Origin of the sequence: Amorphoplanes digitatis, from assembly GCF_014205335.1 — a bacterium.
GTDB lineage: Bacteria > Actinomycetota > Actinomycetes > Mycobacteriales > Micromonosporaceae > Actinoplanes > Actinoplanes digitatus.
Genome location: NZ_JACHNH010000001.1, coordinates 9100212 through 9121368, shown reverse-complemented (window position 1 = coordinate 9121368; position 21157 = coordinate 9100212). Strand labels below are relative to the sequence as shown.

Sequence of the window (21157 nt, the reverse complement as noted above, 5' to 3'; positions counted from 1 at the left end):
GGTCACCTCAGGGTGACCCGCCCGCTTCAGTTCCGGTGCCGCCGTCCGGCGGCCGCCCTCAGCCCAGCCGCCTGCGCACGGCCGCCGCGACCCGGCCACCCTCGGCCCGCCCGGCGACCGCGGCCTGCGCCGCCTTCATGGCCGGCCCCATCTGCGCCTTGCCGGTGAAGCCGCCCGCACCCAGCGCGTCCGCGACCAGCCCGTCGATCTCCTCGTCGGTGAGCTGCACGGGCAGGTACCGGTCCAGGATCTCGCCCTCGGCGTTCTCCTTGGCGGCCTGATCGGTGCGCCCGGCCCCCGCGAAGGCGTTCGCGGCCTCCCGCCGCTTCTTCGCCTCCTTGGCCAACACGGCGAGCACCTCATCGTCGCTGAGGACCTTCGCGGCGTCCCCGGCCGTCTCCGCGTTACTCACGGCGGTCAACGCCATCCGCAGCGTCGACGTGGTCAGCTCGTCGCGCCCTTTCATGGCAGTGTGGAGGTCATCCTTCAGGCGGTCTTTCAGCGTTCCCATGGACGACCAAACTACTCTGGCCGTCATGCGCAAGCGCTCCCTTATCGCCCTGGCCGCCGGCATCACCGCCGTCGGTGGCGCCACCTTCGCCTACGCCTCCCTGGTCGAACGCAACATGTTCACCCTGCGCCGCTTCGACGTACCGGTGCTGGAACCCGACGCCGAACCGCTGCGCATCCTGCACATTTCGGACCTGCACATGATGCCGGAGCAGCGCCGCAAGCAGGACTGGGTGGCCGCGCTCGGCGGCACCGACCCGGACCTGGTCGTCGTCACCGGCGACAACATGGCCGCACCGGACGCCATCCCCGGAGTCCTGCGCGCACTGGACCCGTTCCTCGGCCTACCCGGCGCCTTCGTCTTCGGCTCGAACGACTACCGCGGCCCGATCTGGAAGAACCCCCTCCAGTACCTGCTCCCGGAACGCGAGTACCAGCAGGGCGAGGACCTGCCCGCCGAGGACCTCCGCGCGGCCTTCGTAGACGCCGGCTGGGCAGACCTGAACAACGCGAGAACCACCATCAAGGCCGGCGGCCGCTCGATCGAACTGGCCGGCGTCGACGACCCCCACATCGACCGGGACGACTACCCCTCGGTGGCCGGCCCGGTCACCGCCGACGCCGACCTGCACATCGGCGTGACACACACCCCGGCCTCCCGGGTCCTGGACCCGATGGCGGCGGACGGCTTCAACCTCCTACTGGCCGGCCACACCCACGGCGGCCAGGTCTGCGTACCCGGCTACGGCGCCCTCACCACGAACTGCGACCTCCCCCACGCGATGGCCAAGGGCCTGCACCGCTGGCCCGGCTCGGAAGCCTGGCTCCACGTCTCGGCGGGCCTCGGCACCCACCCGACCGCCCCCATCCGATTCGCCTGCCGCCCGGAGGCCACCGTCCTCACCCTGACACCCCGCTGACCTGCACTTTCCCGGCCACGGGATACCGATTTCGCGACCGCCGGACCGTCCGCTAGTATTGCTGAGCACGCTCGGGGTGTGGCGCAGCTTGGTAGCGCGCTTCGTTCGGGACGAAGAGGCCGTCGGTTCAAATCCGGCCACCCCGACCAAGAAAGTGCAGGTCAGGCCCGGTCTACCGTTCGCGGAGGCCGGGCCTTCCGCTTCTCCCACGCCCCGCTGGGAGAAATCTGGGAGAAGATCTTGCGCGGTCACCCCCCGCCTCCTGCCGAAGCAAGCGATCAAGCGCCGCCACCGGGGAGCCCGCCGAGATCTGTCGCCGGGCGACCAACGCTGACGCCCACAGCCCGGTGAGTCCCTCCAGGAGCCGATCGACCATCCCAGCCGTGACGTGCTCATAGCGCGCCTGCACAGACCCGTCATCGTGACCCATCTGGCGGTCCATCAGTTTGGCCGGCGTGCCCAGCTCGACCATGAGCGTCTTGTACGAGTGCCGCAGCCCGTGCGGAGTCAGCCCCGGCGCGATCGGCGACCAGCACGCCTCTGCCCGGGCCGCCGCCCCGCGACCCCGCACCGGGATGCCCGGCCACGGATCGGCCAGAATCGGCACCGGGTGCGCCGGGGACGACGCCCGCCCGGGATACCGGCCAGTCGCGTCTGGTCGGGGGTTCGGCCGTGCCGATTGACCGAGTGATCAGGTCGCTCTTCGACTTCTTGCTTGTTCTTGGCGTACCTGTTCGAGCGTGGCGATGTCGGATTCAAGGTCCGGGTGGCCGACTTGGCGGTCGAGGTCGACGACGATCTCCAGCTCGCCGACTGCCTCGTCGAGATTCCGTTCCGCCCGGTGGATCATCGCGAGGTTGTACCTGGTGGTGGCTTCGCTGGCGCGGTCGCCGACCTGCCGGCAGGATGGGCAGCGTCTGCTGGTAGTAGTCCAGGGCCTGCTGCGCGTCCCCGAGCCCGTAGCACACGGCGCCGATGCTGTTGAGGGTGGTGGCTTCGCCGACGCGGTCGCCGACCTCCCGGGCGATGGGCAGAGCCTGCCGGTAGTAGTCCAGGGCCTGCTGCGCGTCCCCGAGCCCGTCGTATAGGACGCCGATGCTGGAGAGGGTGGTGGCTTCGCCGACGCGGTCGCCGACCTCCCGGGCGATGGGCAGAGCCTGCCGGTAGTAGTCCAGGGCCTGCTGCGCGTCCCCGAGCCCGTAGTACACGGCGCCGATGTTGTTGTGGGTGTTGGCTTCGCCGGCGCGGTCGCCGACCTCCCGCCGGATGTCCAGCGACTGCCGGTAGTAGTCCAGGGCCTGCTGTCGGTCCCCGAGCCCGTAGTACACGGTGCCGATGTTGTTGAGGGTGTTGGCTTCGCCGACGCGGTCACCGACCTCCCGCAGGATGTCCAACGCCTGCCGGTAGTAGTCCAGGGCCTGCTGTCGGTCCCCGAGCCCGTAGTACACGGCGCCGATGTTGTTGAGGGTGTTGGCTTCGCCGGCGCGGTCGCCGACCTCTTGCCGGATGGGCAGGGCCTGCTGGTAGTAGGCCAGGGCCTGCTGCCGGTCCCCGAGCCCGTTGTACACGGCGCCGATGTTGTTGAGGGTGGTGGCTTCGCCGCCGCGGGCGCCGACCTCCCGCAAGAGGGGCAGGGCGTGCTGGTAGTAAGCCAGGGCCTGCTGCCGGTCCCCGAGCCCGTCGTACACGAGGCCGATGTTGGTGAGGGTGGCGGCTTCGCCGGCGCGTTCGCCGACCTCCCGCCGGATGGGCAGGGCCTGCCGGTAGTAGTCCAGGGCCCGCGGCCGGTCCCCGAGCCCGTCGTACACGAGGCCGATGTTGTTGAGGGTGGCGGCTTCGCCGACGCGGTCGCCAGCCTCGCGATACCGGTGGAGCGCCTGCTCGTAGTTGGCCAAAGCCTGTCGGGGCTGCCCGGTGGAGGATTGAGCCCAGCCCAGGGCGTAGAAGGAGCGGGCGTCCGGGCCGAGTGCCAGGGTCGCGGTCGCCAGGGCCGCCACGTCCGCGAACCGGGACCTGGGCAGCCACACCTCTGACACCCGGCGCCCGACATCACGGGCGATCGCGGGCTCCCGGCCGGCGACCGCCAGCCGGTGTACCTCCGCCCATCGGACGACCGTGACTGCCGACCTGTCGCGAACTGATGGTTCCCGACTCCCAGCCCGCCCACCATCGGCGACTGAGCCTGGGTCATCCGTCAACCCGGCACCGTCCCTGCCCCGCTTCCGCGATCTCCGGCATCAGTCGCCCTCGCCCAGCGGCCGGAAGTCCTCCACAATGGCCCGCACCATACGACCGGCACCGACCCGGCCGACCCCAACGACCAAGATCTGACACCCGCGACCGCACCCAACCCGAACGTCTGATCCACCGCCGACGACGCTCCCGCGACCGATCGACAGCACCACCCCTACCCGGCGATGAGTCCCGCCGCCCCGCCGCCAAATCTGAGGATGCCTGTCGCGCATCACCTGGCGGATCCATGTCGCACATCAGTTGGCTGGCCACAACGATTCTTGTTCTGATCTTGTTCTGATGTCGAGTCTCATGACGTTGGCGACGGATCGGTCTCGGGACGTGAGCGACACGTCCGACTAGACGATCTTGTTCTCTTGCTGTGCTGTCAGTCCCAGTAGTTGAAGAGCAGCTCGCCGATGGTGTGCGGCTGCCAGTAGGTGATCTGCTCGTGCTCACCGGCTGTCAAGGCGGTGAGGTCGGCGGTTGCGATAGGCGAGTCCAGCTGCTGCTTGGTCAGGATTCGAAGGTCGGAGACTTCCTGGAGGGCGGCGGCCAGGTCTGGCCGGTCGGTGAAGGTGACCCTGAGGTCAGCGGCCGGCCAAGGCTCGGCGAACGCGACGGCCGCGATGGTGGTGTGCCCGAGGACTCGGGTGCGGAGACCGCGCCGAGCGATCTCGGCGGTGTGGAAGTTGGGGGTCACATTCGCCGGGACGATCTGGCTGACGGTGCCACCGACGGCGCGGGCGGCGTGGTGGCAGATCGCGGTAAACGCGGAGAGGTCGGTGCCGGTGTCGGGTGCGGCGTCGAAGCCGGTGGCGCCGGGTGGCAGCTTCATTGTGGTGACCTCGACATCGGTTCGGAGGGTGGGGCGAGGATATCCGGGCGCCGCCGTGGCGGTTCGGGTTTTCGGGCTTTGAACCGGGCGATGGGCCGGGTGGTGGTGCGGGCCACTTCGGCGAGCAGTTCGTCGCCGTGGTGGATCCGGAAGGTGGTGTCGGCTTCTTCGACGGTGACGGTGCGGCCGGCGTGGCCGATGCCGACCTGGATCTTCTGCCGGGCGATGCTGATGCTGCCGCGGCTGCTGACCCGCCGATCGACCCGCAGTGGCTGCATGTCAGGCGCCGGGGCGGGGCCGGCGGGGCGAGCGTCGCGGATTCTGCCCTGCTCGGGCGTGGTGAGTGGGTTGGGCAGCGACCGCAGCACGGCGCGATCGGAGCCGAGCAGGTGCAGGACTCCGTGATCGATGCGGACGGTGACCCGTTGGCCGGCGAGGTGGAACCCGACGGGGTGCTGGCGTCCGGCCAGGGCGAGCAGGCCGCAGGCGTTGATGGTCCGCTCGACTTCGATCGCGGTGCCAGGTGGTGCTGGTGCGGGGTTGATCGGTGAGGGTCCGGCCGGTCGGCCGCCGTCGGTGAGCAGTTGGTGCAGCTGGGTGAGACTGAACCGGGACGGGACCGTCTTGAGGCGAACCCCGGCCAGGAGCAGATGAACGACCGTGGTGTCAGCCCATAGGGTGATCTCGCGTCCGGCATGAGCGGGACCGAGCCAGAACTGCTGCCCGCTGACGGTCATGTTGCCCGATGCCGGGATCGTTCTGGTCACCTCCACCGCATGATTCGTCGCCGTGGTGGCGCGGGCGGCTGATCCGGTCACACGCTTCACCGCTGGCGGTGATGGCGGGCCGATCTCGTCCGCTGCGGCGGTCAGCGACGGCGGCAGTGTCAACGCGATGCCGTCGTCAGTGTTCGGGCGGAACCGGTCGGCGGGGAACGCCATGTCCAGAGCCTGGTGCGGCCGGTCGGTGTTGTAGTCGTGGCGGAAGGCGTCGATCGTGGCCTGAGCCTCGGCCACGGAAACGAACGGAGGGTGCTCGTCGAGCAGTTCCCGGCGCAGGCTCAGGTGGAACCGTTCCACCTTCCCGGTGGTCGTCGGGCTGCGCGGTTTGGTTAGCCGGTAGGTGATGGCGTTCTCCCGGCAGATCCGGTCGAACATGACCTCGCCACCACCGGCGTTGAAGCGTGCCGTGAACTGCTTGCCATTGTCGGTGAGCACCTCGTCCGGCACCCCGTACTGGCGCAGGGCGGCGACCAGCGCGAGGCAGACGGCCCGGCCTGTCGCTTTCGGGACCACCGCGGCGATGACACAGAACCGGGAATGGTCGTCCACGCCGGTCACCACCTTGGCCTCCCTGCCGTCAGCGAGCATCACGCCGCCGACGATGTCCATCTGCCACAGTTCCATCGGCCGGTCGCGTTCCCACCGCAGATACTCCTCACGGCGGCGACGGCGGGGCCGTTCATCGACCAGGCCGTGGCGGACCAGGATCCGGTGCACCGTGATCCGCGACGGGATCGGACCGGGACAACCGATCCTGCCGAGTTCGAACAGGATCCGGCGGGCACCCCACCGCGGATGGTTCCGGCGCAGCTCACAAACGAGGGCTTCCACCTCGGGCGCGGTCTGACCCGGCGATCTGCGCGGTCGGCTGGACCGGTCTGCCAATCCGGTCAGCCCGTCGTCGCGATACCTGGCCAACCATTCGTGCACGGTCTGCCGACACACCCCGAAGCGTTCCGCCACGTCCGTGACCGTCGACCCGGCCCGCACCTCCAACACGGCCTGATACCGCTGTTCCACCACGCTGATCTCCACCAACACTCGGCGGAGTGTCGCCCAGGTCCTGATACCAATCTGTCGCCCGGGTCATGAGACCGGACAAACGGTTGGAGCGAGCTGTGGGGCGACACGACGTTCACCTCCGACCCGGTGGTCACCAAACTCAGCGACGGCCGCATGGAGGTCTTCGCCGCGAAGGGCAACACCGTGTACGCGAGCGCCCAGAGCTCGCTGACCGGCCCGTTCCAGACCAGCTGGACCTCGCTCGGCACCTCGACGATGACCCCGGGCAGTGGCCCTGACCTGTCCGCGGCGCGCTCGGCCGGCCGCATCGTCGTCACCGCGGGCTACCGCTTCCGCAGCCAGCCCGCGGCCGGTGGTTCCTGGGCGGCGTGGCAGGAGATCCAGACCAGTTCCACCAGGATCGACCACGTTTCGCTGGTGGCCACCTCGGACTCGTTCTACGCGATCGGTCTCGACTGGACCTGCGACATCAACTGCGACGTCTGGGCCGCCAGGTTCAACGACAGCCAACAATCGTTCGGCGGGCGCTGGCGCCCGGGCGGCGTGTTCGGGGCGGCCCAGCTCAGCCCGATCGGCGTCGCCGGGCACGGGACCGCCGCCTCGGCCGCGGTGAAGGGCACCGACGGCAACATCTGGTTCCAGCCGGCAGGGCAGTGCGGCGTGGTGGTCTGCACCTCTTCGTGGCTCAACGCCGGTAGTCCGCCGACCGGCACGGTCAACCAGCCGGTGCTGGCGGTGACTCCCGACTACACCTACATCGTCGCCTCTACCGTCAACGGCAAGACGTACTACCAGCTGTTCTGGCACGACGACTGGGCGCTGTCCGGCGGATGGGTCGCGCTGACCTGAACGTCCAGTCCGTCGCCCGGGCCCTGGTCCCGTCACGCTCGTGCGGCACCAGGCTACCGACGTGTGATTTCGGTCGGCGCTCCGGCAGCTATGGTTGCGCAAAGGCCCCGTACGGACCGAGGTGTCGCAAGCATCTCGGTCAATACGGGGCCTGCTTCTTTCCGACCCCTACCGCAGCCGGCGTGCGGCGAGGTAGAGCGCGCCGGCGATGACCGGCACCGCGGTGGCGGGGATGCCCAGCCGCGCGCCGGCCTTCTTCGCCGCCGCGATGGTGGCTCCCGCGATCGTCGCCAACACGATGAACTTCCCGATCTCGTCCATCACTCCTCCTTTCTCTGCTCGGTTGTGGGATCGCATCACTTCTTGGATGCGAGGTATGCGACAGCCAGAACCGCGCCGAGTGCGCCGACGAGCATGAGCGCCTCGCGCTGGTCGAGCGTGTTCTTGGGGTTGGACGGCACGATGAGCTCGGACAGGGCCCTACCGCAGTGCGGGCAGCTTCCGACCGCCAGCAGGTCTCGCCCGGTGATCTCTTTGCCGCACTTGGGACAGTCGCCGATTCGGTGATCCGCGCGCTCGGCGAAGGCCGCCAGTGTTGCCAGCTGCGCCTCCGCCGTACGAAGTCTCGCGTCCAGCTGGTCGACGGACCGGTTGTCGGATGCGGCTACGAGTCCACGCTCGAGGAGATCCGTCACCGCCGCCGTAAGGGTGACGCCTTGCCGGGTGGCGTACGCGTCTGTCGCCTCCTTGAGGGCCGGAGACACGCGGGCATAGATGACATCTTGAGCCATGACGAGGATCTTAACGATCTACCTTGCGTTTCTGCAAGCGTTCTGCGAGCAAACCCTTCGCGGGATTGCCAAGTGAGCCGTCCGTCGTCGGCAGGGTCTTCAACGCCGTGGTGGGCATGTCCTCAGGTTGGGGTCGGTGCCTCCGATAGTGCGTGCCGTGTCGAAGCCGAGCCTGTCGTCCCGCCGTCCCGGCTGGGTGGTTCTGCTCGCCGTTGCCGGAGCCGTCCTGGGCGGCGCTCTCGCCGTACAGGTGGGCAGGCGCACCCGGGCCGGCCGGCGCGCGCTGCCGGACCCGGCAGCGCGCGAAGTTGTCGCACCGGCCGGGCCGGTGCCGGCTGGTCGGCCGCAATCGCTGGTCCCGATGGCCGTCGGTGCCGCGATCGTCGTGGTGCTGGCGGTGGCCGTCGCCGCCGTGACCCGGCCCTCGGCCGTCGACGGGGCGGCTGCCCAGCACGCGACCGAACCGGCCAGTGCCGGCGTCGCGAGCCCGGCGCCGAGACCGATGTCGCTGGCCGACTGCCAGGCCGCGATCGCCGCGCCGACCAACTCCGGGCCGCCCTGCGGGTATCCGCCGGCGGGCATGGGACCGCCCTTCGACGAACCGCAGGCCGACCCGAGCGACCCGGCGTACGCCGGTGCGGCGCTGCCGGTCGGCCTGACCAGCGGCGGCCGGGCCTGCGCGACCGGCCCGAACCGGCCCACCCTGGACACCGTTCGCCCGACCCTTGCCACCTCGTTCGCGGGTGCGCCCGGCCTGCCGTATCTCGAGGCCACCTTCCAGATCACCGGAGTCGACGGGCCCACCGCTCACGATCTCAACCTCGCCGGGACCGCCGGTGGGCACGGACAGACGGCAGCCCTGGAGTTCTGGCGCATGGAGCCACTGACGCACGGGGAGTCGTACCGGTGGCGAGTCCGTGGCACACCGCCGACCATCAAAGCGGGCGGCTGGTCGCTGTGGTGCGAATTCACGATAGCCATGACCACATCGGACGACCTGAATCTGGACGAAGACCGTGAATACACGGTCGCCCTGCCCGCCGCGAAATGGCGAGAGATGCTGAAGGTTCTGGGACCGGTCGAAACGTACTCGGCCCAGGCGCCGATCGCGGACGCCGTGAAAGCCGCCCCGGGGGCGGCGAGCCGGGTTCCGGCGACGCTCCGCGGCTCAGGCTGGCGTTCGGTCGTTGCGGACCTCACGTCTCGGGCGTCCGAGCACGACGCGGAGGCGGAGTGGAATCTGGCCGACCTCCTCTCCACGAGTCTCGACGGCCCCTCGCACGTGACCATGGGATTTCCCCGCACATAGCCTCTCGGCACGCACCTGGTACCCGGCTGAGCTGAGCCAGGAACGGGCCGGGCCGTTTCAGTGACTGGCCTTCAGGCCGATCACGCCGCCGATGATCAGGGTCAGAAAGACGATCTTCAGGGGTGAGACCGTCTCGGTGCCGGTGGCCATCGCGTATACGACGGTGAGGACGGCGCCGATGCCGACCCAGACGGCATAGGCGGTGCCGATCGGCAGGGTCCGCATCGCGTACGCCAAGCCGGCCATGCTGGCGATGATCGCGACGGAGAAGACCACCGAAGGGACGACCCGGGTGAAACCTTGAGTCTTGCCCAGGGCCGTGGCCCAGACCGCTTCGAGGACACCGGACAGCACGAGAACGAGCCAGGACATCAGAGTCTCCCGCGGGCCGTCTTGTCGCTGACCGGGTACGGCACCCTCGTCCGGGAGCCCGCGTGAGCTCTACGCCCCACACTGACAGTTACGGTTACGGCACGCAATATCAGATCAGTCACCACTCGGTGAGCAGGCCTGCCGCCCCTTCCGGCTTACTGCTGCACAATTCCCAGCACGCCGGCCACCACGACGGCCACCGCCGTGAGGACGATGAGAACCTCACCCATGACGGCTACCGCTCTCCGCCATCCGGTACGCGGTTGTTTGAGCCCGGCGGCGAGCTTTGTCGCCTGTTCGATCTGTCCCAACGGCGTAAACGCACTGTGCGCGGTCTGGGGAAGGCCCTCCCACGCTTGTGAATCGGCCGTGCCATCGGCGTTCATATCGTCAGTATGCATTTCATAGTCAAGCCGAATTGTCAGACTACGGCCCGAAATATTCAGACATCGCGCGTGGAGCCAGGACGATCTCGAGCGGCTGTACTTCTTCTACGTCGGCGACGGTGGAAACAGCTGGACCGCCTACCAGAAGTAGGCGGTCCAGAGTCGGTACGCGCTATGACAGGTCGGCCCGGGTGAGCAGCGCCCGCAGCGTGATGCCGTCGGCCGCCAGCGCCTCGGCCCCGCCCTCCTGACGGTCGATCACGCAGAGGGCGTGGTCAACGTGCGCGCCGAGCTTGCGCAGTTCGCCGGTGGAGATGACCACCTGGCCGCCGGACGTCACCACGTCCTCGACCACCAGGACCCGCCGGCCGGCCACCTCAGCGCCCTCGGCCAGGCGGGCCGTGCCGTACTTCTTCGCCTCCTTGCGGACGAACGCGCACGGCAGCTTGGCGTGCCTGCCCAGGGCCGTCACCACCGCGATGCCGCCCATCTCGAGGCCGGCCAGCACCTCGGTGCCGTCGGGGATGAGCGCCGCCATCTCCTCGGCGAGCTGGTCCAGCAGCACCGGGTCGGACTCGAACTGGTACTTGTCGAAATACTCGGTGGCGGTCCGGCCGGAGCGCAGAACGAACTCGCCGGTCAGTCGGCTCACGTCGCGGACCTGCCGCGCAAGGTCAGAGTCAGTCACAAGGCAACAGCCTGTCAGGCCCGGTCCGGGCGGGCGAAGGCGGCCCGGGCCCGGCTCAGTTCGTGGCTGAAGCTGCCGAATCGGGGGTTATGCAGACTGCCCCGGGACGACGGTTCGGCGCCGGTCACGACCCACATTCCCACATCCTCGTCACGCTGGTCCCGGTGTGAACATGCCTACCTCTTCGGCACATCAGCTGACCGAGTACTTCACGGCCGTCACCGCGTCGGCCGACGAGGACACGGCGATCGCCGTCGCGGTCGAACGGGCCGTCGAGATGGTCGGGGCCGAGGCCGGCGCGGTCGTGCTCGGCGAGGAGGTGCGCGGCGACCGGGGATTCGGCGCCGACGCGCCGGTCGAGGGCCTGCTGGCGCTGGCCGACGCGCCCGGCACGCTGTCGGTGCCGAGCCTCGGTGACCGCTATGCCGTGTCCAGCCCCCTCGGCTCGGACCTGGCCGGCGCGCTGGTGCTGGCCCGGGAGAGCGAGACGTTCGGCGAGCAGGAGCGCCAGATCCTCGACGGCCTGGCGCAGGGGCTCGGCCTGGCCCTGCGCAGCATCCGGGTGCTGCGCGGCGAGCGGACCGTACGGGTGGAACGCGAGCGGGAGGCCGCCGACCGCCTGGTGCTGCTGGAGCAGGCGCAGACCCGGCGGCAGCTGGTCGAGTCGCTGCTGGCGATCCAGCGGGAGATCTCGAGCCGCAAGTCGCTTCCGGAGATTCTCGATGCCGTCACCAGCGGCACCGGGCTGCTGCTCGGCGGCGTACCGGTCGCGCTGATCCTGGCCGAGGCCGGCCGGGACCGCCGGCTGACCGTCGCCTCGACCTCCGGCGCCGGTGACCACGACTTCGTCAACCCCGAGGGCCCGCAGACCGAGGCCCGCGTCGCGATGTCGACCTCGAACGTGATCATGCGCGCGGCGGTTCCCGGGCATCCGGAGCGGGGCACGATCCTCGCCGCCCCGGTGCGGGTCACCGGGGAGATGTCCGGCAGCCTCGTCGCCCAACTGCCGAGCACCCCTGAGGCCTCCCGCGAGTTGCGTGACCTGCTGGCCGCGTTCGCGCAGCAGGTCAGCCTCGCGCTGACCGACGCCCGTACCGTCGAGGCGGTCCACGAGGCGCACCACGACTCGGTGACCGGCCTGCCGAACCGCGGCCTGTTCCTGAAGATCTCCAACCGGGTGCTGGCGGCGCGGGGCGAGCCGACCGAGCCGACAAGCGTGCTCTTCATCGACCTGGACCGGTTCAAGGCGGTCAACGACAGCCTCGGCCACGAGGCCGGCGACGAGCTGCTTGCCTCGGTGGCCGACCGGATCCGGGGCTGCGTCCGGGCCAGCGACACCACGGCCCGGCTCGGCGGCGACGAGTTCGCGGTGCTGCTGCACGATTCGCCCGTCGAGTCGGCCACCGCGATCGGCGAGCGGGTGATCGCCGCGATCAAGGAACCGTTCCGGATCTCGGGGCGGGACGTCTTCATCGGCGCGAGCGTGGGCGTGGCCGCCAGCCGGGAGCCGTCCGCAGACTCCAAGAGCCTGTTGAACAAGGCCGACCTGGCCATGTACCGCGCCAAGAAGGCCGGCACGGGCCGGGTCGTGGTCTACGAGCCGCACATGCACACCGAGGCGCTCGACTACCTGAGCCTGCACGGCGACCTCCAGTACGCGATGCACGAGGACCAGTTCCGGCTCCAGTACCAGCCCCTGGTCCGCCTGGACACGGGCGAGATCGCCGGCGTGGAGGCGCTCGTACGCTGGCACAGCCCGACCCGCGGCCTGGTGATGCCGACCGACTTCATCCCGATCGCCGAGGAGTCGGGCCTGATCGCGGAGATCGGCCAGTGGGTGCTGAAGTCGAGCGCGACCCAGGTGGCGGCCTGGCGCCGGATCAACCCCGATCTCACGCTCAACGTGAACGTCTCGGGGCATCAGCTCCGGCACGGGCAGTTCGCCGCGAACGTGACCCGGGCGCTGGCCGTCGCCGGGATGCCGGCGAGCGCGGTGACCCTCGAACTGACCGAGTCGGTGCTGATGAACGACTCCGAGGCCGCCATGGCGTCGCTGGCGAGCCTGCGGGAAATGGGCGTGCAGCTCTCCATCGACGACTTCGGCACCGGCTATTCGTCGCTGGCCTACCTGCGGGAGCTGCCGGTCAACGAATTGAAGATCGACCGCGCGTTCGTCGACCGGGTGGAGTCGACGGCCGAGGATCTGGCACTGGTGCGCACGATCGTCGACCTCGGGCACATCCTGGGGCTGCGGGTCGTCGCCGAGGGCATCGAGAGCCCCGAGCAGCTCGCCGCGCTGCGGCGCCTGGGCTGCTCGTACGGGCAGGGGCACCACCTGTGCCGGCCGGTGGACCCCGAGGAAATGCCCGGGATCCTTACCGACAGTCCGATAACCCCCGCGGCCTGAAATACAGGGTCACTCGTACGCGTCATTGATCAGTTGGGTTGCCCGGCGTCAGTACGGTTTCAGCTATTTTGCGGGCTATAGAACAATAATCCGCTGAAAGGCTTGCCGTGACACCCTTCGCGCTGCTATTCCTTCTGGCCCTCGCCGGCTCGTCCTGCTTCGCGATCGGACGCGCCCTCGGACGCGGCGAACGCTACGAGAAGGGTTACCGCGAGGGCTTCCGCGACGGCGAGACCGGCTCGCTGGCCCGCGCGGCACGCCTGATCCAGATCAACGAGCGCCGGCCGATCGCGCCCGAGCTCGAGTCGATGCTGGTGCCCAGCCCCGTGCCGCAGCAACTGCCAGTCCGGTCGGTCAGCCCGGCCATCGTCGGGGTGCCGGCCCGTCCGCAACTCGCGCTCTGAACAGCACGGAGGGTACGGCCGAACCGGCCGCACCCTCCGCTTTCCGGGATGTGCTCAGCAGTAGAGGTTGCCGCCGGGGCTCACTCCCAGAATGCCCGCGAACCGGTTGTACGCGTCAACGCGGCTCTGCACCTGCGCGGGGTTGCCGCCGTTGCACTCGAGCGAGCCGTTGATGCTGCGGATCGTCTCGCCGAAGCCGCGGCCGTTGACCATGGCGTCGTGCGGGGTCATCGTGCCCGGGCCGCGCTGGGTCATCCAGTACCAGACGGCGGTCTGGTACGCCACCGACGACTCGTTCTTGACCCGGTCCGGGTTGTTCAGCAGGTCGATGCCGAGCGCGTCGCCGGCCGCCTTGTAGTTGAAGTTCCAGCTCAGCTGGATCGGTCCGCGACCGTGGTACGCGGACTGGCCGGCCGGGCAGCCGTATGGCTGTGAGCGGTCGCAGTAGAGCGGCCAGTTCGCCTGGTTGATCTCCTCGACGTAGACCAGGCCGCCGGACTCGTGGTTGACGTTCGCCAGGAACGCCGCGGCCTCCTGCTTCTTGACCGTGTCACTGCCGGTGGTGGTGAACGCCGGGTACTTCTTGATCGCGTCGATCAGGCCGGCGTACGAGTAGAACCCGATCCGGCTCGGGAACATCTGGTTGAACTGGGCCTCGCTGACCGGGAAGCCGCCCGATCCGCCGCCGCCGGGCGGCGGAGTGGTGCCGCCGCCGGTGCAGGTGTACGGCGACCAGTACCAGGTGCTGATGACCGGGTCGTAGCCCGGGTTCTCGTGCGACGCCTGGTAGTACTGCCCGTTGGTGTACCGCACGATGGCGCCGGCCGCGTAGTACTGACCCGCGACCCAGTTCGGGTAGTTGCAGTTGCCGCCGGTGGGCGGCGGCGTGGTGCCGCCGCCGCAGGAGCCGTTGTCGGCCCAGACGCCGGAGCCACCGGTGCTCGGCGTCTCGCCCTGGGTCCACCACTTGGCGGTCCAGTTGTGGCTGTTGTAAGAGGCGCGCATGCCGCCGGTGTAGACCGCGGAGTTGTTGTACGCGCCGACGCAGGCCTCGGCCGCGTTCGACGCCGTCATGGGCAGCAGGGCCGCGGCGGCACCGACCACGGCGACGCCGAGGGTAGCCGCGATCGACAGGAGCCGTTTTTTGGACATGGCTCACCTTCCGTACGTGGGGGGACGCACCGGTGCGAGAGGTACGGGGAATCGCATTGACTCAACTAGATACCCGGGCCGCGAGTCAATATCTGTTAAGAAACTTCAGAAAATATTCTGGCGCGGTCCCGCCGATCGACCCGAGAGGGGATCAGGAGGACGACTTGGCGAACTCCGCGGCGAGCAGCTCGGCGATCTGCACCGTGTTCAGCGCCGCGCCCTTGCGCATGTTGTCGCCCGTGATGAAGAGATCCAGCGCGCGCGGGTCGTCCATCGCCCGGCGGATCCGGCCCACCCAGGAGGGGTCCGTGCCGACCGCGTCGATCGGCATCGGGTACTCGCCCGCCTCCGGGTCGTCGACGAGGATCACGCCGGGGGCGTTGCGCAGCACCTGGCGGGCGCCCTCCGCGTCCAGCTCCGAGCCGAAGACGGCGTGCACCGCGATCGAGTGGCCGGTCACCACGGGCACCCGTACGCAGGTCGCCGAGACCTTGAGGTCGGGCAGCCGGAGGATCTTCCGAGACTCGTTGCGGAGCTTCAGCTCCTCCGACGACCACCCGTCCGCGGCGAGGTCACCGGACCACGGGACCACGTTGAGCGCCAGCGGCGCGGTGAAGGGGCCGAGATCGTCGCCGATCGCCTGCCGCACGTTGCCCGGGCGCGAGCCGAGCAGCCGGTCGCCGGCCACCTTGGTGAGCTGGTCGTGCAGGGTGTCCACGCCGATCTGCCCGGCGCCCGACACCGCCTGGTAGGACGCCAGTACCAGCTCGCGCAGGCCGTACTCGCGGTGGAGCGGGGCGATGGCCATGATCATGGCCATCGTCGTGCAGTTGGCGTTGGAGACGATGCCGCGCGGGCGGCGCCCCAGCTCGTCCTGGTTGACCTCGGGCACGACGAGCGGCACGTCGGGATCCATCCGGAAGGCCGACGAGTTGTCCACGACCGTGACCCCGCGCTCGACGGCGACCGGCGCCCAGGCCCGCGACACGTCGTCGGGCACGTCGAACATGGCCACGTCGACGCCGTCGAAGGCGTCCGCGGTCAGCTCCCGGACGACCAGCTGCTCGCCGCGGCAGGGCAGCTCCTTGCCGGCCGATCGCGCGGACGCGATCAGCCGGATCTCGCCCCAGACGTTGCGGCGGGAGCTGAGCAGCTCACGCATGACCGTGCCGACGGAGCCGGTGGCCCCGACGACGGCGAGCGTGGGCTGCGACTGCGCCATCCGCCGCTTACCGGCCGGTACCGGCGTAGACGACGGCCGTCTCCGACCCGCCCAGCTCGAAGGTGTCGTGCACGGCGCGGACCGCGGTGTCGAGGTCGCTGTCGCGGCAGACGACGGACACCCGGATCTCCGAGGTCGAGATCATCTCAATGTTGACGCCGGCCTCGCCGATGCAGGCGAAGAACGACGCCGCGACGCCCGGGTGCGAGCGCATGCCGGCGCCGATCAGCGACACCTTGCCGACGTGGTCGTCGAAGAGCAGCCCCTTGAAGCGGGTCTGCTCCTTGATCTTGTCGAGCGCGGCCATCGCGGTGGGGCCGTCGGCCTTCGGCAGCGTGAACGAGATGTCGGTGCGCCCGGTGCCCTCGGTCGACACGTTCTGGACGATCATGTCGATGTTGATCTCGGCCTGGGCGACCGTCTCGAAGATCCGTCCGGCCGCGCCGGGCTCGTCGGGCACGCCGACGATCGTGATCTTCGCCTCGCTGCGGTCGTGGGCGACCCCGGTGATCAGCGCTTGTTCCACTCCCGCGTCCTCCATCGATCCGGTGACCAGCGTGCCCTGCTTGTTCGAGTACGAAGAGCGTACGTGGATCGGCACCTTGAACCGGCGCGCGTACTCCACGCATCGCAACATCAGCACCTTCGCCCCGCCCGCGGCCAGCTCCAGCATCTCCTCGTAGGTGATCTGGCTGATGTGCCGGGCGTTCGAGACGATGCGCGGATCGGCGGTGAAGACGCCGTCGACGTCGGTGTAGATCTCACACACGTCGGCGTGCAGCGCGGCGGCCAGCGCGACCGCGGTGGTGTCGGAGCCGCCGCGGCCCAGCGTGGTGATGTCCTTGGTGTCCTGGGAGACGCCCTGGAAGCCGGCGACGATCGCGATCGCGCCCTCGTCCAGCGCGGTACGCAGCCGCCCGGGCGTCACGTCGATGATCCGCGCCCGCCCGTGCACGGACGTGGTCAGCACGCCGGCCTGCGAACCCGTGTAGGACCGGGCTTCGTAGCCGAGGTTGTGGATCGCCATCGCCAGCAGCGCCATCGAGATGCGCTCGCCGGCGGTCAGCAGCATGTCCAGCTCGCGGCCGGGCGGCAGCGGGCTCACCTGGTTGGCCAGGTCCAGCAGGTTGTCGGTCGTGTCGCCCATGGCCGACACCACGACGACCACGTCGTGCCCCGCCTTGCGCGCGGCGACGATCCGCTCCGCCACCCGCTTGATGCGCTCGGCATCGCCGACGGACGAACCGCCGTACTTCTGCACCATCAGGGCCACGGCAGCCGGCTCCCTTCCACCCACACGTGCCGACGCCGCCTGGCCTGTAGATCCAGTTCAGGCCAGGCGGCGCCGGTCAGGTCAATCGAGACCCCAGACTAGCGGCGGCCGTCCCGCATGCCGACATGCGATCCCAGATTCCGGCCGCCGAGCACCGCGACACGCCGGGAAAGGGTTCGACTGCCCGCAACGACCGGTCCGGGTGTCGAGAGGCGAGAATGTCTCGATGCGCTCCCGCAACGCCACGCGTGTCCTCCCCGCGCTGGCCGCCGCCCTGCTGACCGCCGGCGCGGCCGCCTGCGGGGGTTCGGCGCCCGAACCGGAGCCCCCCGCCGCGCCGCCGTCGTCCGCGCCGCCCCCGGCCGAGGACGCCCGGATCGAGCTCGCCGCCCGGGCCGCTGCCGCCGAGGATCACCGCTTCGCGGCGCTGTACACCCTCGAGGTACAGGGCCAGGCACCCCGCACGGTGCTGGCGACGGTGGCCGTCGACGGCACCTGGCGGGTGGACATCCCGTCCGGCGCGCTCGGCGGGACGGCGGACGTCTCGATCGTGCAGACCGCGGCCGGCGTCTTCCAGTGCGCGCTCGCCTCGGCGGCCAACCCGATCGCCCCGTCCTGCGTACGGGTCGCCGACAAGGGCAAGCGCGTACCGAAGAAGTACGACCCGAAGATCGAACGGGTCTTCCGGCAGTGGCTGCCGGTCTTCACCGACCGCCAGTCCGCCCTGTCCGTGACCGCCGCCTCGCCGCTCAAGGGCTCGTCCGGCAACTGCTACTCGGTGGACACGATCTCCACCTCGCTCTCCGCGCCCGTCGACGTCGGCATCTACTGCTACGCCGCCGACGGCCTGCTCACCGCGGCCCGGGTCAATTTCGGCCGGCTGACGATCTCGAGCCCGCCGGCCGCGCCGCCGCAGACGATCGACCTGCCCGGCCCGGTGACCGCCGGCGAGGCGATGGGCATGGCGGCACCGCCGCCCCCGCCGGTGACCCTCGACCCGTCGACGCCGTCCGCACCGGCCCCGTCCGCGTGATCCCGGCCCGCTGACCCGGCACTTCCCACGATCCGGGCGTAGGGTTAGTAGGATCCGGGTTGATCACGTAGGGTGACGTTCGACATGTGGCACGCGCTTCTTCTTCGCTGCCGCGACGAGGCCCCATCAGAGGCCGGCACCTCGTCGCGGAGTTGACGCGCGCCGGTCGGTCCTCGAACTGACCACTTCACAGGAGCCTTCACATGTCTTCCGACGTATCTGACGATCCCATTGCGCGCCAGCGGCCCAGCCGGATGCCGTTCGAGCGCTACCAGCCGTACCAGCAGCAGTTCGCCGTCGACCTGCCCGACCGGCAGTGGCCGGCCCGCCGCATCGAGACCGCGCCGCGGTGGTGCGCCGTCGACCTGCGCGACGGCAATCAGGCCCTGATCGACCCGATGTCCCCCGAGCGCAAGCGCCGCATGTTCAACCTGCTGGTCGCGATGGGCTACAAGGAGATCGAGGTCGGCTTCCCGGCCGCCAGCCAGACCGACTTCGACTTCGTCCGCCAGCTCATCGAGCAGGACCTGATCCCGGACGACGTCACCATCCAGGTCCTGGTGCAGTGCCGCGAGCACCTGATCGACCGCACCTTCGAGTCGATCCGCGGCGCCAAGCGCGCCATCGTGCACTTCTACAACTCGACCTCGACGCTCCAGCGCCGGGTGGTGTTCGGCCTGGAGAAGGACGGCATCACCGACATCGCCACGAGCGGGGCGCGCCTCTGCCAGAAGTACGCGGAGATCCACACCCCGGACACCGAGATCTTCTACGAGTACTCCCCCGAGTCCTACACGGGCACCGAGCTGGAGTACGCGCTGGAGATCTGCTCGGCGGTGATCGACGTGATCGACCCGACCCCGGACCGCCCGCTGATCATCAACCTGCCGGCCACGGTCGAGATGGCCACCCCCAACGTGTACGCGGACTCCATCGAGTGGATGCACCGCCACCTGCCGCGCCGCGAGAGCATCATCCTGAGCCTGCACCCGCACAACGACCGGGGTACCGCCGTCGCCGCCGCCGAGCTCGGCGTGCTGGCCGGCGCCGACCGCGTCGAGGGCTGCCTGTTCGGCAACGGCGAGCGCACCGGCAACGTCGACCTGGTCACGCTGGGGCTGAACCTCTTCTCGCAGGGCATCGACCCGATGATCGACTTCTCGGACATCGACGAGATCAAGCGCGCGGTCGAGTACTGCAACCAGCTGCCCGTGCACGAGCGGCACCCGTACGTCGGCGACCTGGTCTACACCGCGTTCTCGGGCTCGCACCAGGACGCGATCAAGAAGGGCTTCGCCGCACTGCACGCCGACGCGGGCGAGGCCGGCGTCGAGGTGGACGACTTCACCTGGGGCGTGCCGTACCTGCCGATCGACCCCAAGGACGTGGGCCGCAGCTACGAGGCCGTCATCCGGGTCAACTCGCAGTCCGGCAAGGGCGGCGTGGCGTACATCATGAAGGAGGAGCACAAGTTCGACCTGCCGCGGCGGCTGCAGATCGAGTTCTCCGGCGTGGTGCAGCACTTCACCGAGGCCGAGGGCGGCGAGGTCGGCCCGGAGGCGATGTGGGACATCTTCGCCGGCGAGTACCTGGTCTCGCACCAGCAGTTCGGCATCCTCGACTTCGAGAGCTACTCGACGGCCACCGTCGACGGCAAGGTCGAGATCGACGCGGAGGTCCGGCACCGCGGCACCCGGCGGCCCATCGTCGGCGTCGGCAACGGCCCGATCGACGCGTACGTGCAGGCGCTCCAGCCGCTGGCGATCCAGGTCCGGGTGCTCGACTACGCCGAGCACGCGCTCTCCTCCGGCGGTGACGCGCAGGCCGCCGCGTACGTCGAGTGCGAGGTCAACGGCCGTACCGTCTGGGGCGTCGGGCTCGACGCGAACATCGTCACCGCCTCGATCAAGGCCGTGACGAGCGCGGTCAACCGCGCACGCTGAACGAGGTCCGCGCGCCGTCCGGGTTCACTCGGGCGGCGCGCGGAACGTATCCGGCACGGATGACGAGCCGCGCGAAGCGGGCGCGCCGCACATACGCTTGAGGGGTGCCCCCTCACCCCGCTCCTCAGTGGATCATTCGCGCCGCCGCCGCGCTGCTCATCCTGACCACCGCCACCGCCTGCGAGGTCTCCGTCAACCAGGGTGGTTCCGCGCCCGGCGCCTCCACCGGTGACGCCGGCGACGCCGGCGACTCCGAGGCGCTGCTCGACAAGCTGACCATCGCCAAGGCCGGCTCTATGCGCGGCTACAGCCGGGACAAGTTCCCGCACTGGCGCAGTGCCGGCAGCAACTGCGACGTCCGCGACACCGTGCTCAAGCGCGACGGCACCAAGGTCAAGCTCTCCGGGTGCAACGTCGTCGCCGGCACCTGGGTCAGCGTCTACGACGGCGACAAGATCGCCGACCCGAGCAAGGTCGACATCGACCACATGGTCCCGCTGGCCAACGCGTGGCGCTCGGGTGCCGCCTCCTGGGACACGCAGGAGCGCGAGGACTTCGCAAACGATCTCGACGATCCGCAGCTGCTGGCGGTTTCGGCGTCGTCGAACCGGGCAAAGGGTGACCAGGACCCGTCGACCTGGAAGCCCGAGCGGACCGACGCCTGGTGCGAGTACGCACAGGACTGGATCACGGTGAAGGCCAAGTGGAAGCTCACCGTGACCACCGCCGAGAAGTCCGCGCTCACCGACATGTTGGAGAGATGCGCATGACGGACAGCAGATCGACCGACATCACCGCCGGTCAGGGCGGGGTGATGACCGACGAGGTCGGCGTCGTCACCGGCGACCTGACCCTGCGGACCGAACTCGCCGGCGATCAGGCCACCGTCAGCGTCCAGTACCGCGACGCCGACGAGTGGTACGCCGTGACTGGCGCGAAGGCCACCCTCAAGGACCCGGCCGACCTCGACGCGGTGCACGCCGTGGCGGTCGGCATCCTGAACCGCCCCGAGGGCTGACGCCC

At 69.7% G+C, this 21157-nt stretch carries 21 protein-coding genes, 1 tRNA gene, 1 pseudogene and 1 riboswitch; of the genes and pseudogenes, 10 read left to right on the top strand and 13 right to left on the bottom strand.

The features are described from left to right. Window positions 1-58 precede the first annotated feature (58 nt). Window positions 59-511, bottom strand: coding sequence for a GatB/YqeY domain-containing protein (locus BJ971_RS40420; RefSeq protein WP_184998524.1), 453 nt, complete (start codon window positions 509-511; stop codon window positions 59-61). A gap of 25 nt (window positions 512-536) precedes the next feature. On the opposite strand from BJ971_RS40420, the gene BJ971_RS40415 reads away from it, so the two are divergent. Continuing rightward, a complete protein-coding gene (locus BJ971_RS40415; protein ID WP_184998523.1) occupies window positions 537-1430 on the top strand; it encodes a metallophosphoesterase in 894 nt (297 codons plus the stop codon). Between the two features lie 72 nt (window positions 1431-1502). Then, window positions 1503-1579 (top strand) — tRNA-Pro (locus tag BJ971_RS40410). Window positions 1580-1602: 23 nt separating this feature from the next. Here BJ971_RS40410 and BJ971_RS40405 read toward each other — a convergent pair. The 4 genes and pseudogenes from BJ971_RS40405 to BJ971_RS40390 form a co-directional block, all read right to left on the bottom strand. Then, window positions 1603-2091: pseudogene (locus tag BJ971_RS40405) on the bottom strand (tyrosine-type recombinase/integrase); the annotation flags it as partial. 94 nt (window positions 2092-2185) lie between these two features. Next, window positions 2186-3457, bottom strand: a complete 1272-nt coding sequence (locus tag BJ971_RS40400; RefSeq protein WP_311772859.1) for a tetratricopeptide repeat protein — start codon at window positions 3455-3457, stop codon at window positions 2186-2188. A 593-nt stretch (window positions 3458-4050) separates the two neighbouring features. Beyond that, the gene (locus BJ971_RS40395) at window positions 4051-4500 is read right to left on the bottom strand and encodes a hypothetical protein (protein WP_184998521.1); all 450 of its coding nucleotides are present in this window, start codon (window positions 4498-4500) and stop codon (window positions 4051-4053) included. Next, the gene (locus BJ971_RS40390) at window positions 4497-6311 is read right to left on the bottom strand and encodes an IS481 family transposase (RefSeq protein ID WP_377884724.1); all 1815 of its coding nucleotides are present in this window, start codon (window positions 6309-6311) and stop codon (window positions 4497-4499) included. The genes BJ971_RS40395 and BJ971_RS40390 overlap by 4 nt, the downstream gene beginning before the upstream one ends. A 120-nt stretch (window positions 6312-6431) precedes the next feature. Here BJ971_RS40390 and BJ971_RS40385 point away from each other — a divergent pair, with 120 nt between their 5' ends. Continuing rightward, a complete protein-coding gene (locus tag BJ971_RS40385) occupies window positions 6432-7154 on the top strand; it encodes a hypothetical protein (RefSeq protein ID WP_184998519.1) in 723 nt (240 codons plus the stop codon). A 168-nt stretch (window positions 7155-7322) separates the two neighbouring features. On the opposite strand, the gene BJ971_RS40380 is transcribed toward BJ971_RS40385, so the two are convergent. Further along, a complete protein-coding gene (locus tag BJ971_RS40380) occupies window positions 7323-7475 on the bottom strand; it encodes a hypothetical protein (protein ID WP_184998518.1) in 153 nt (50 codons plus the stop codon). 35 nt (window positions 7476-7510) lie between these two features. Next, complete coding sequence (locus BJ971_RS40375; protein WP_184998517.1) at window positions 7511-7945, bottom strand: methionine--tRNA ligase; 435 nt, start codon at window positions 7943-7945, stop codon at window positions 7511-7513. Window positions 7946-8141: 196 nt separating this feature from the next. On the opposite strand from BJ971_RS40375, the gene BJ971_RS40370 reads away from it, so the two are divergent. After that, on the top strand, window positions 8142-9254 hold the full coding sequence (locus BJ971_RS40370; protein WP_184998516.1) for a hypothetical protein: 1113 nt from the start codon (window positions 8142-8144) through the stop codon (window positions 9252-9254). Window positions 9255-9311: 57 nt separating this feature from the next. Here BJ971_RS40370 and BJ971_RS40365 read toward each other — a convergent pair whose 3' ends face one another. The 3 genes from BJ971_RS40365 to pyrE all read right to left on the bottom strand — a co-directional run bounded on the left by BJ971_RS40365 (window position 9312) and on the right by pyrE (window position 10700). Then, the gene (locus BJ971_RS40365; protein ID WP_184998515.1) at window positions 9312-9626 is read right to left on the bottom strand and encodes a DMT family transporter; all 315 of its coding nucleotides are present in this window, start codon (window positions 9624-9626) and stop codon (window positions 9312-9314) included. Between the two features lie 10 nt (window positions 9627-9636). Further along, window positions 9637-9699, bottom strand: a riboswitch (guanidine-III (ykkC-III) riboswitch). A gap of 82 nt (window positions 9700-9781) precedes the next feature. Further along, the gene (locus BJ971_RS40360) at window positions 9782-10012 is read right to left on the bottom strand and encodes a hypothetical protein (RefSeq protein ID WP_184998514.1); all 231 of its coding nucleotides are present in this window, start codon (window positions 10010-10012) and stop codon (window positions 9782-9784) included. 172 nt (window positions 10013-10184) lie between these two features. After that, the gene (gene pyrE / locus BJ971_RS40355; protein ID WP_184998513.1) at window positions 10185-10700 is read right to left on the bottom strand and encodes an orotate phosphoribosyltransferase; all 516 of its coding nucleotides are present in this window, start codon (window positions 10698-10700) and stop codon (window positions 10185-10187) included. A gap of 172 nt (window positions 10701-10872) precedes the next feature. Here pyrE and BJ971_RS40350 point away from each other — a divergent pair, with 172 nt between their 5' ends. Together BJ971_RS40350 and BJ971_RS40345 are read left to right on the top strand one after the other, a co-directional pair. Next, entirely contained in the window at window positions 10873-13107 is a 2235-nt protein-coding gene (locus BJ971_RS40350; RefSeq protein ID WP_184998512.1) for a putative bifunctional diguanylate cyclase/phosphodiesterase, read from the top strand. Window positions 13108-13214: 107 nt separating this feature from the next. Beyond that, on the top strand, window positions 13215-13511 hold the full coding sequence (locus BJ971_RS40345; RefSeq protein ID WP_184998511.1) for a hypothetical protein: 297 nt from the start codon (window positions 13215-13217) through the stop codon (window positions 13509-13511). Window positions 13512-13565: 54 nt separating this feature from the next. Here BJ971_RS40345 and BJ971_RS40340 read toward each other — a convergent pair whose 3' ends face one another. From BJ971_RS40340 to BJ971_RS40330, 3 genes are all read right to left on the bottom strand, one after another. Continuing rightward, entirely contained in the window at window positions 13566-14663 is a 1098-nt protein-coding gene (locus tag BJ971_RS40340; protein WP_184998510.1) for a glycoside hydrolase family 19 protein, read from the bottom strand. 151 nt (window positions 14664-14814) lie between these two features. Further along, window positions 14815-15885 carry an aspartate-semialdehyde dehydrogenase gene (locus tag BJ971_RS40335; protein WP_184998509.1) on the bottom strand — a complete coding sequence of 357 codons (1071 nt, stop codon included), beginning with the start codon at window positions 15883-15885 and terminating at the stop codon, window positions 14815-14817. A 7-nt stretch (window positions 15886-15892) separates the two neighbouring features. Then, entirely contained in the window at window positions 15893-17158 is a 1266-nt protein-coding gene (locus tag BJ971_RS40330) for an aspartate kinase (RefSeq protein ID WP_184998508.1), read from the bottom strand. Between the two features lie 226 nt (window positions 17159-17384). Between BJ971_RS40330 and BJ971_RS40325 the strand changes: the two genes are divergently transcribed. From BJ971_RS40325 to BJ971_RS40310, 4 genes are all read left to right on the top strand, one after another. Continuing rightward, complete coding sequence (locus BJ971_RS40325) at window positions 17385-18191, top strand: hypothetical protein (RefSeq protein WP_184998507.1); 807 nt, start codon at window positions 17385-17387, stop codon at window positions 18189-18191. 203 nt (window positions 18192-18394) lie between these two features. Continuing rightward, on the top strand, window positions 18395-20134 hold the full coding sequence (gene leuA / locus BJ971_RS40320) for a 2-isopropylmalate synthase (RefSeq protein ID WP_184998506.1): 1740 nt from the start codon (window positions 18395-18397) through the stop codon (window positions 20132-20134). Between the two features lie 134 nt (window positions 20135-20268). Beyond that, window positions 20269-20904 carry an HNH endonuclease family protein gene (locus BJ971_RS40315; RefSeq protein WP_377884722.1) on the top strand — a complete coding sequence of 212 codons (636 nt, stop codon included), beginning with the start codon at window positions 20269-20271 and terminating at the stop codon, window positions 20902-20904. Next, a complete protein-coding gene (locus BJ971_RS40310) occupies window positions 20796-21152 on the top strand; it encodes a hypothetical protein (RefSeq protein ID WP_260416107.1) in 357 nt (118 codons plus the stop codon). The genes BJ971_RS40315 and BJ971_RS40310 overlap by 109 nt, the downstream gene beginning before the upstream one ends. Window positions 21153-21157 lie beyond the last annotated feature (5 nt).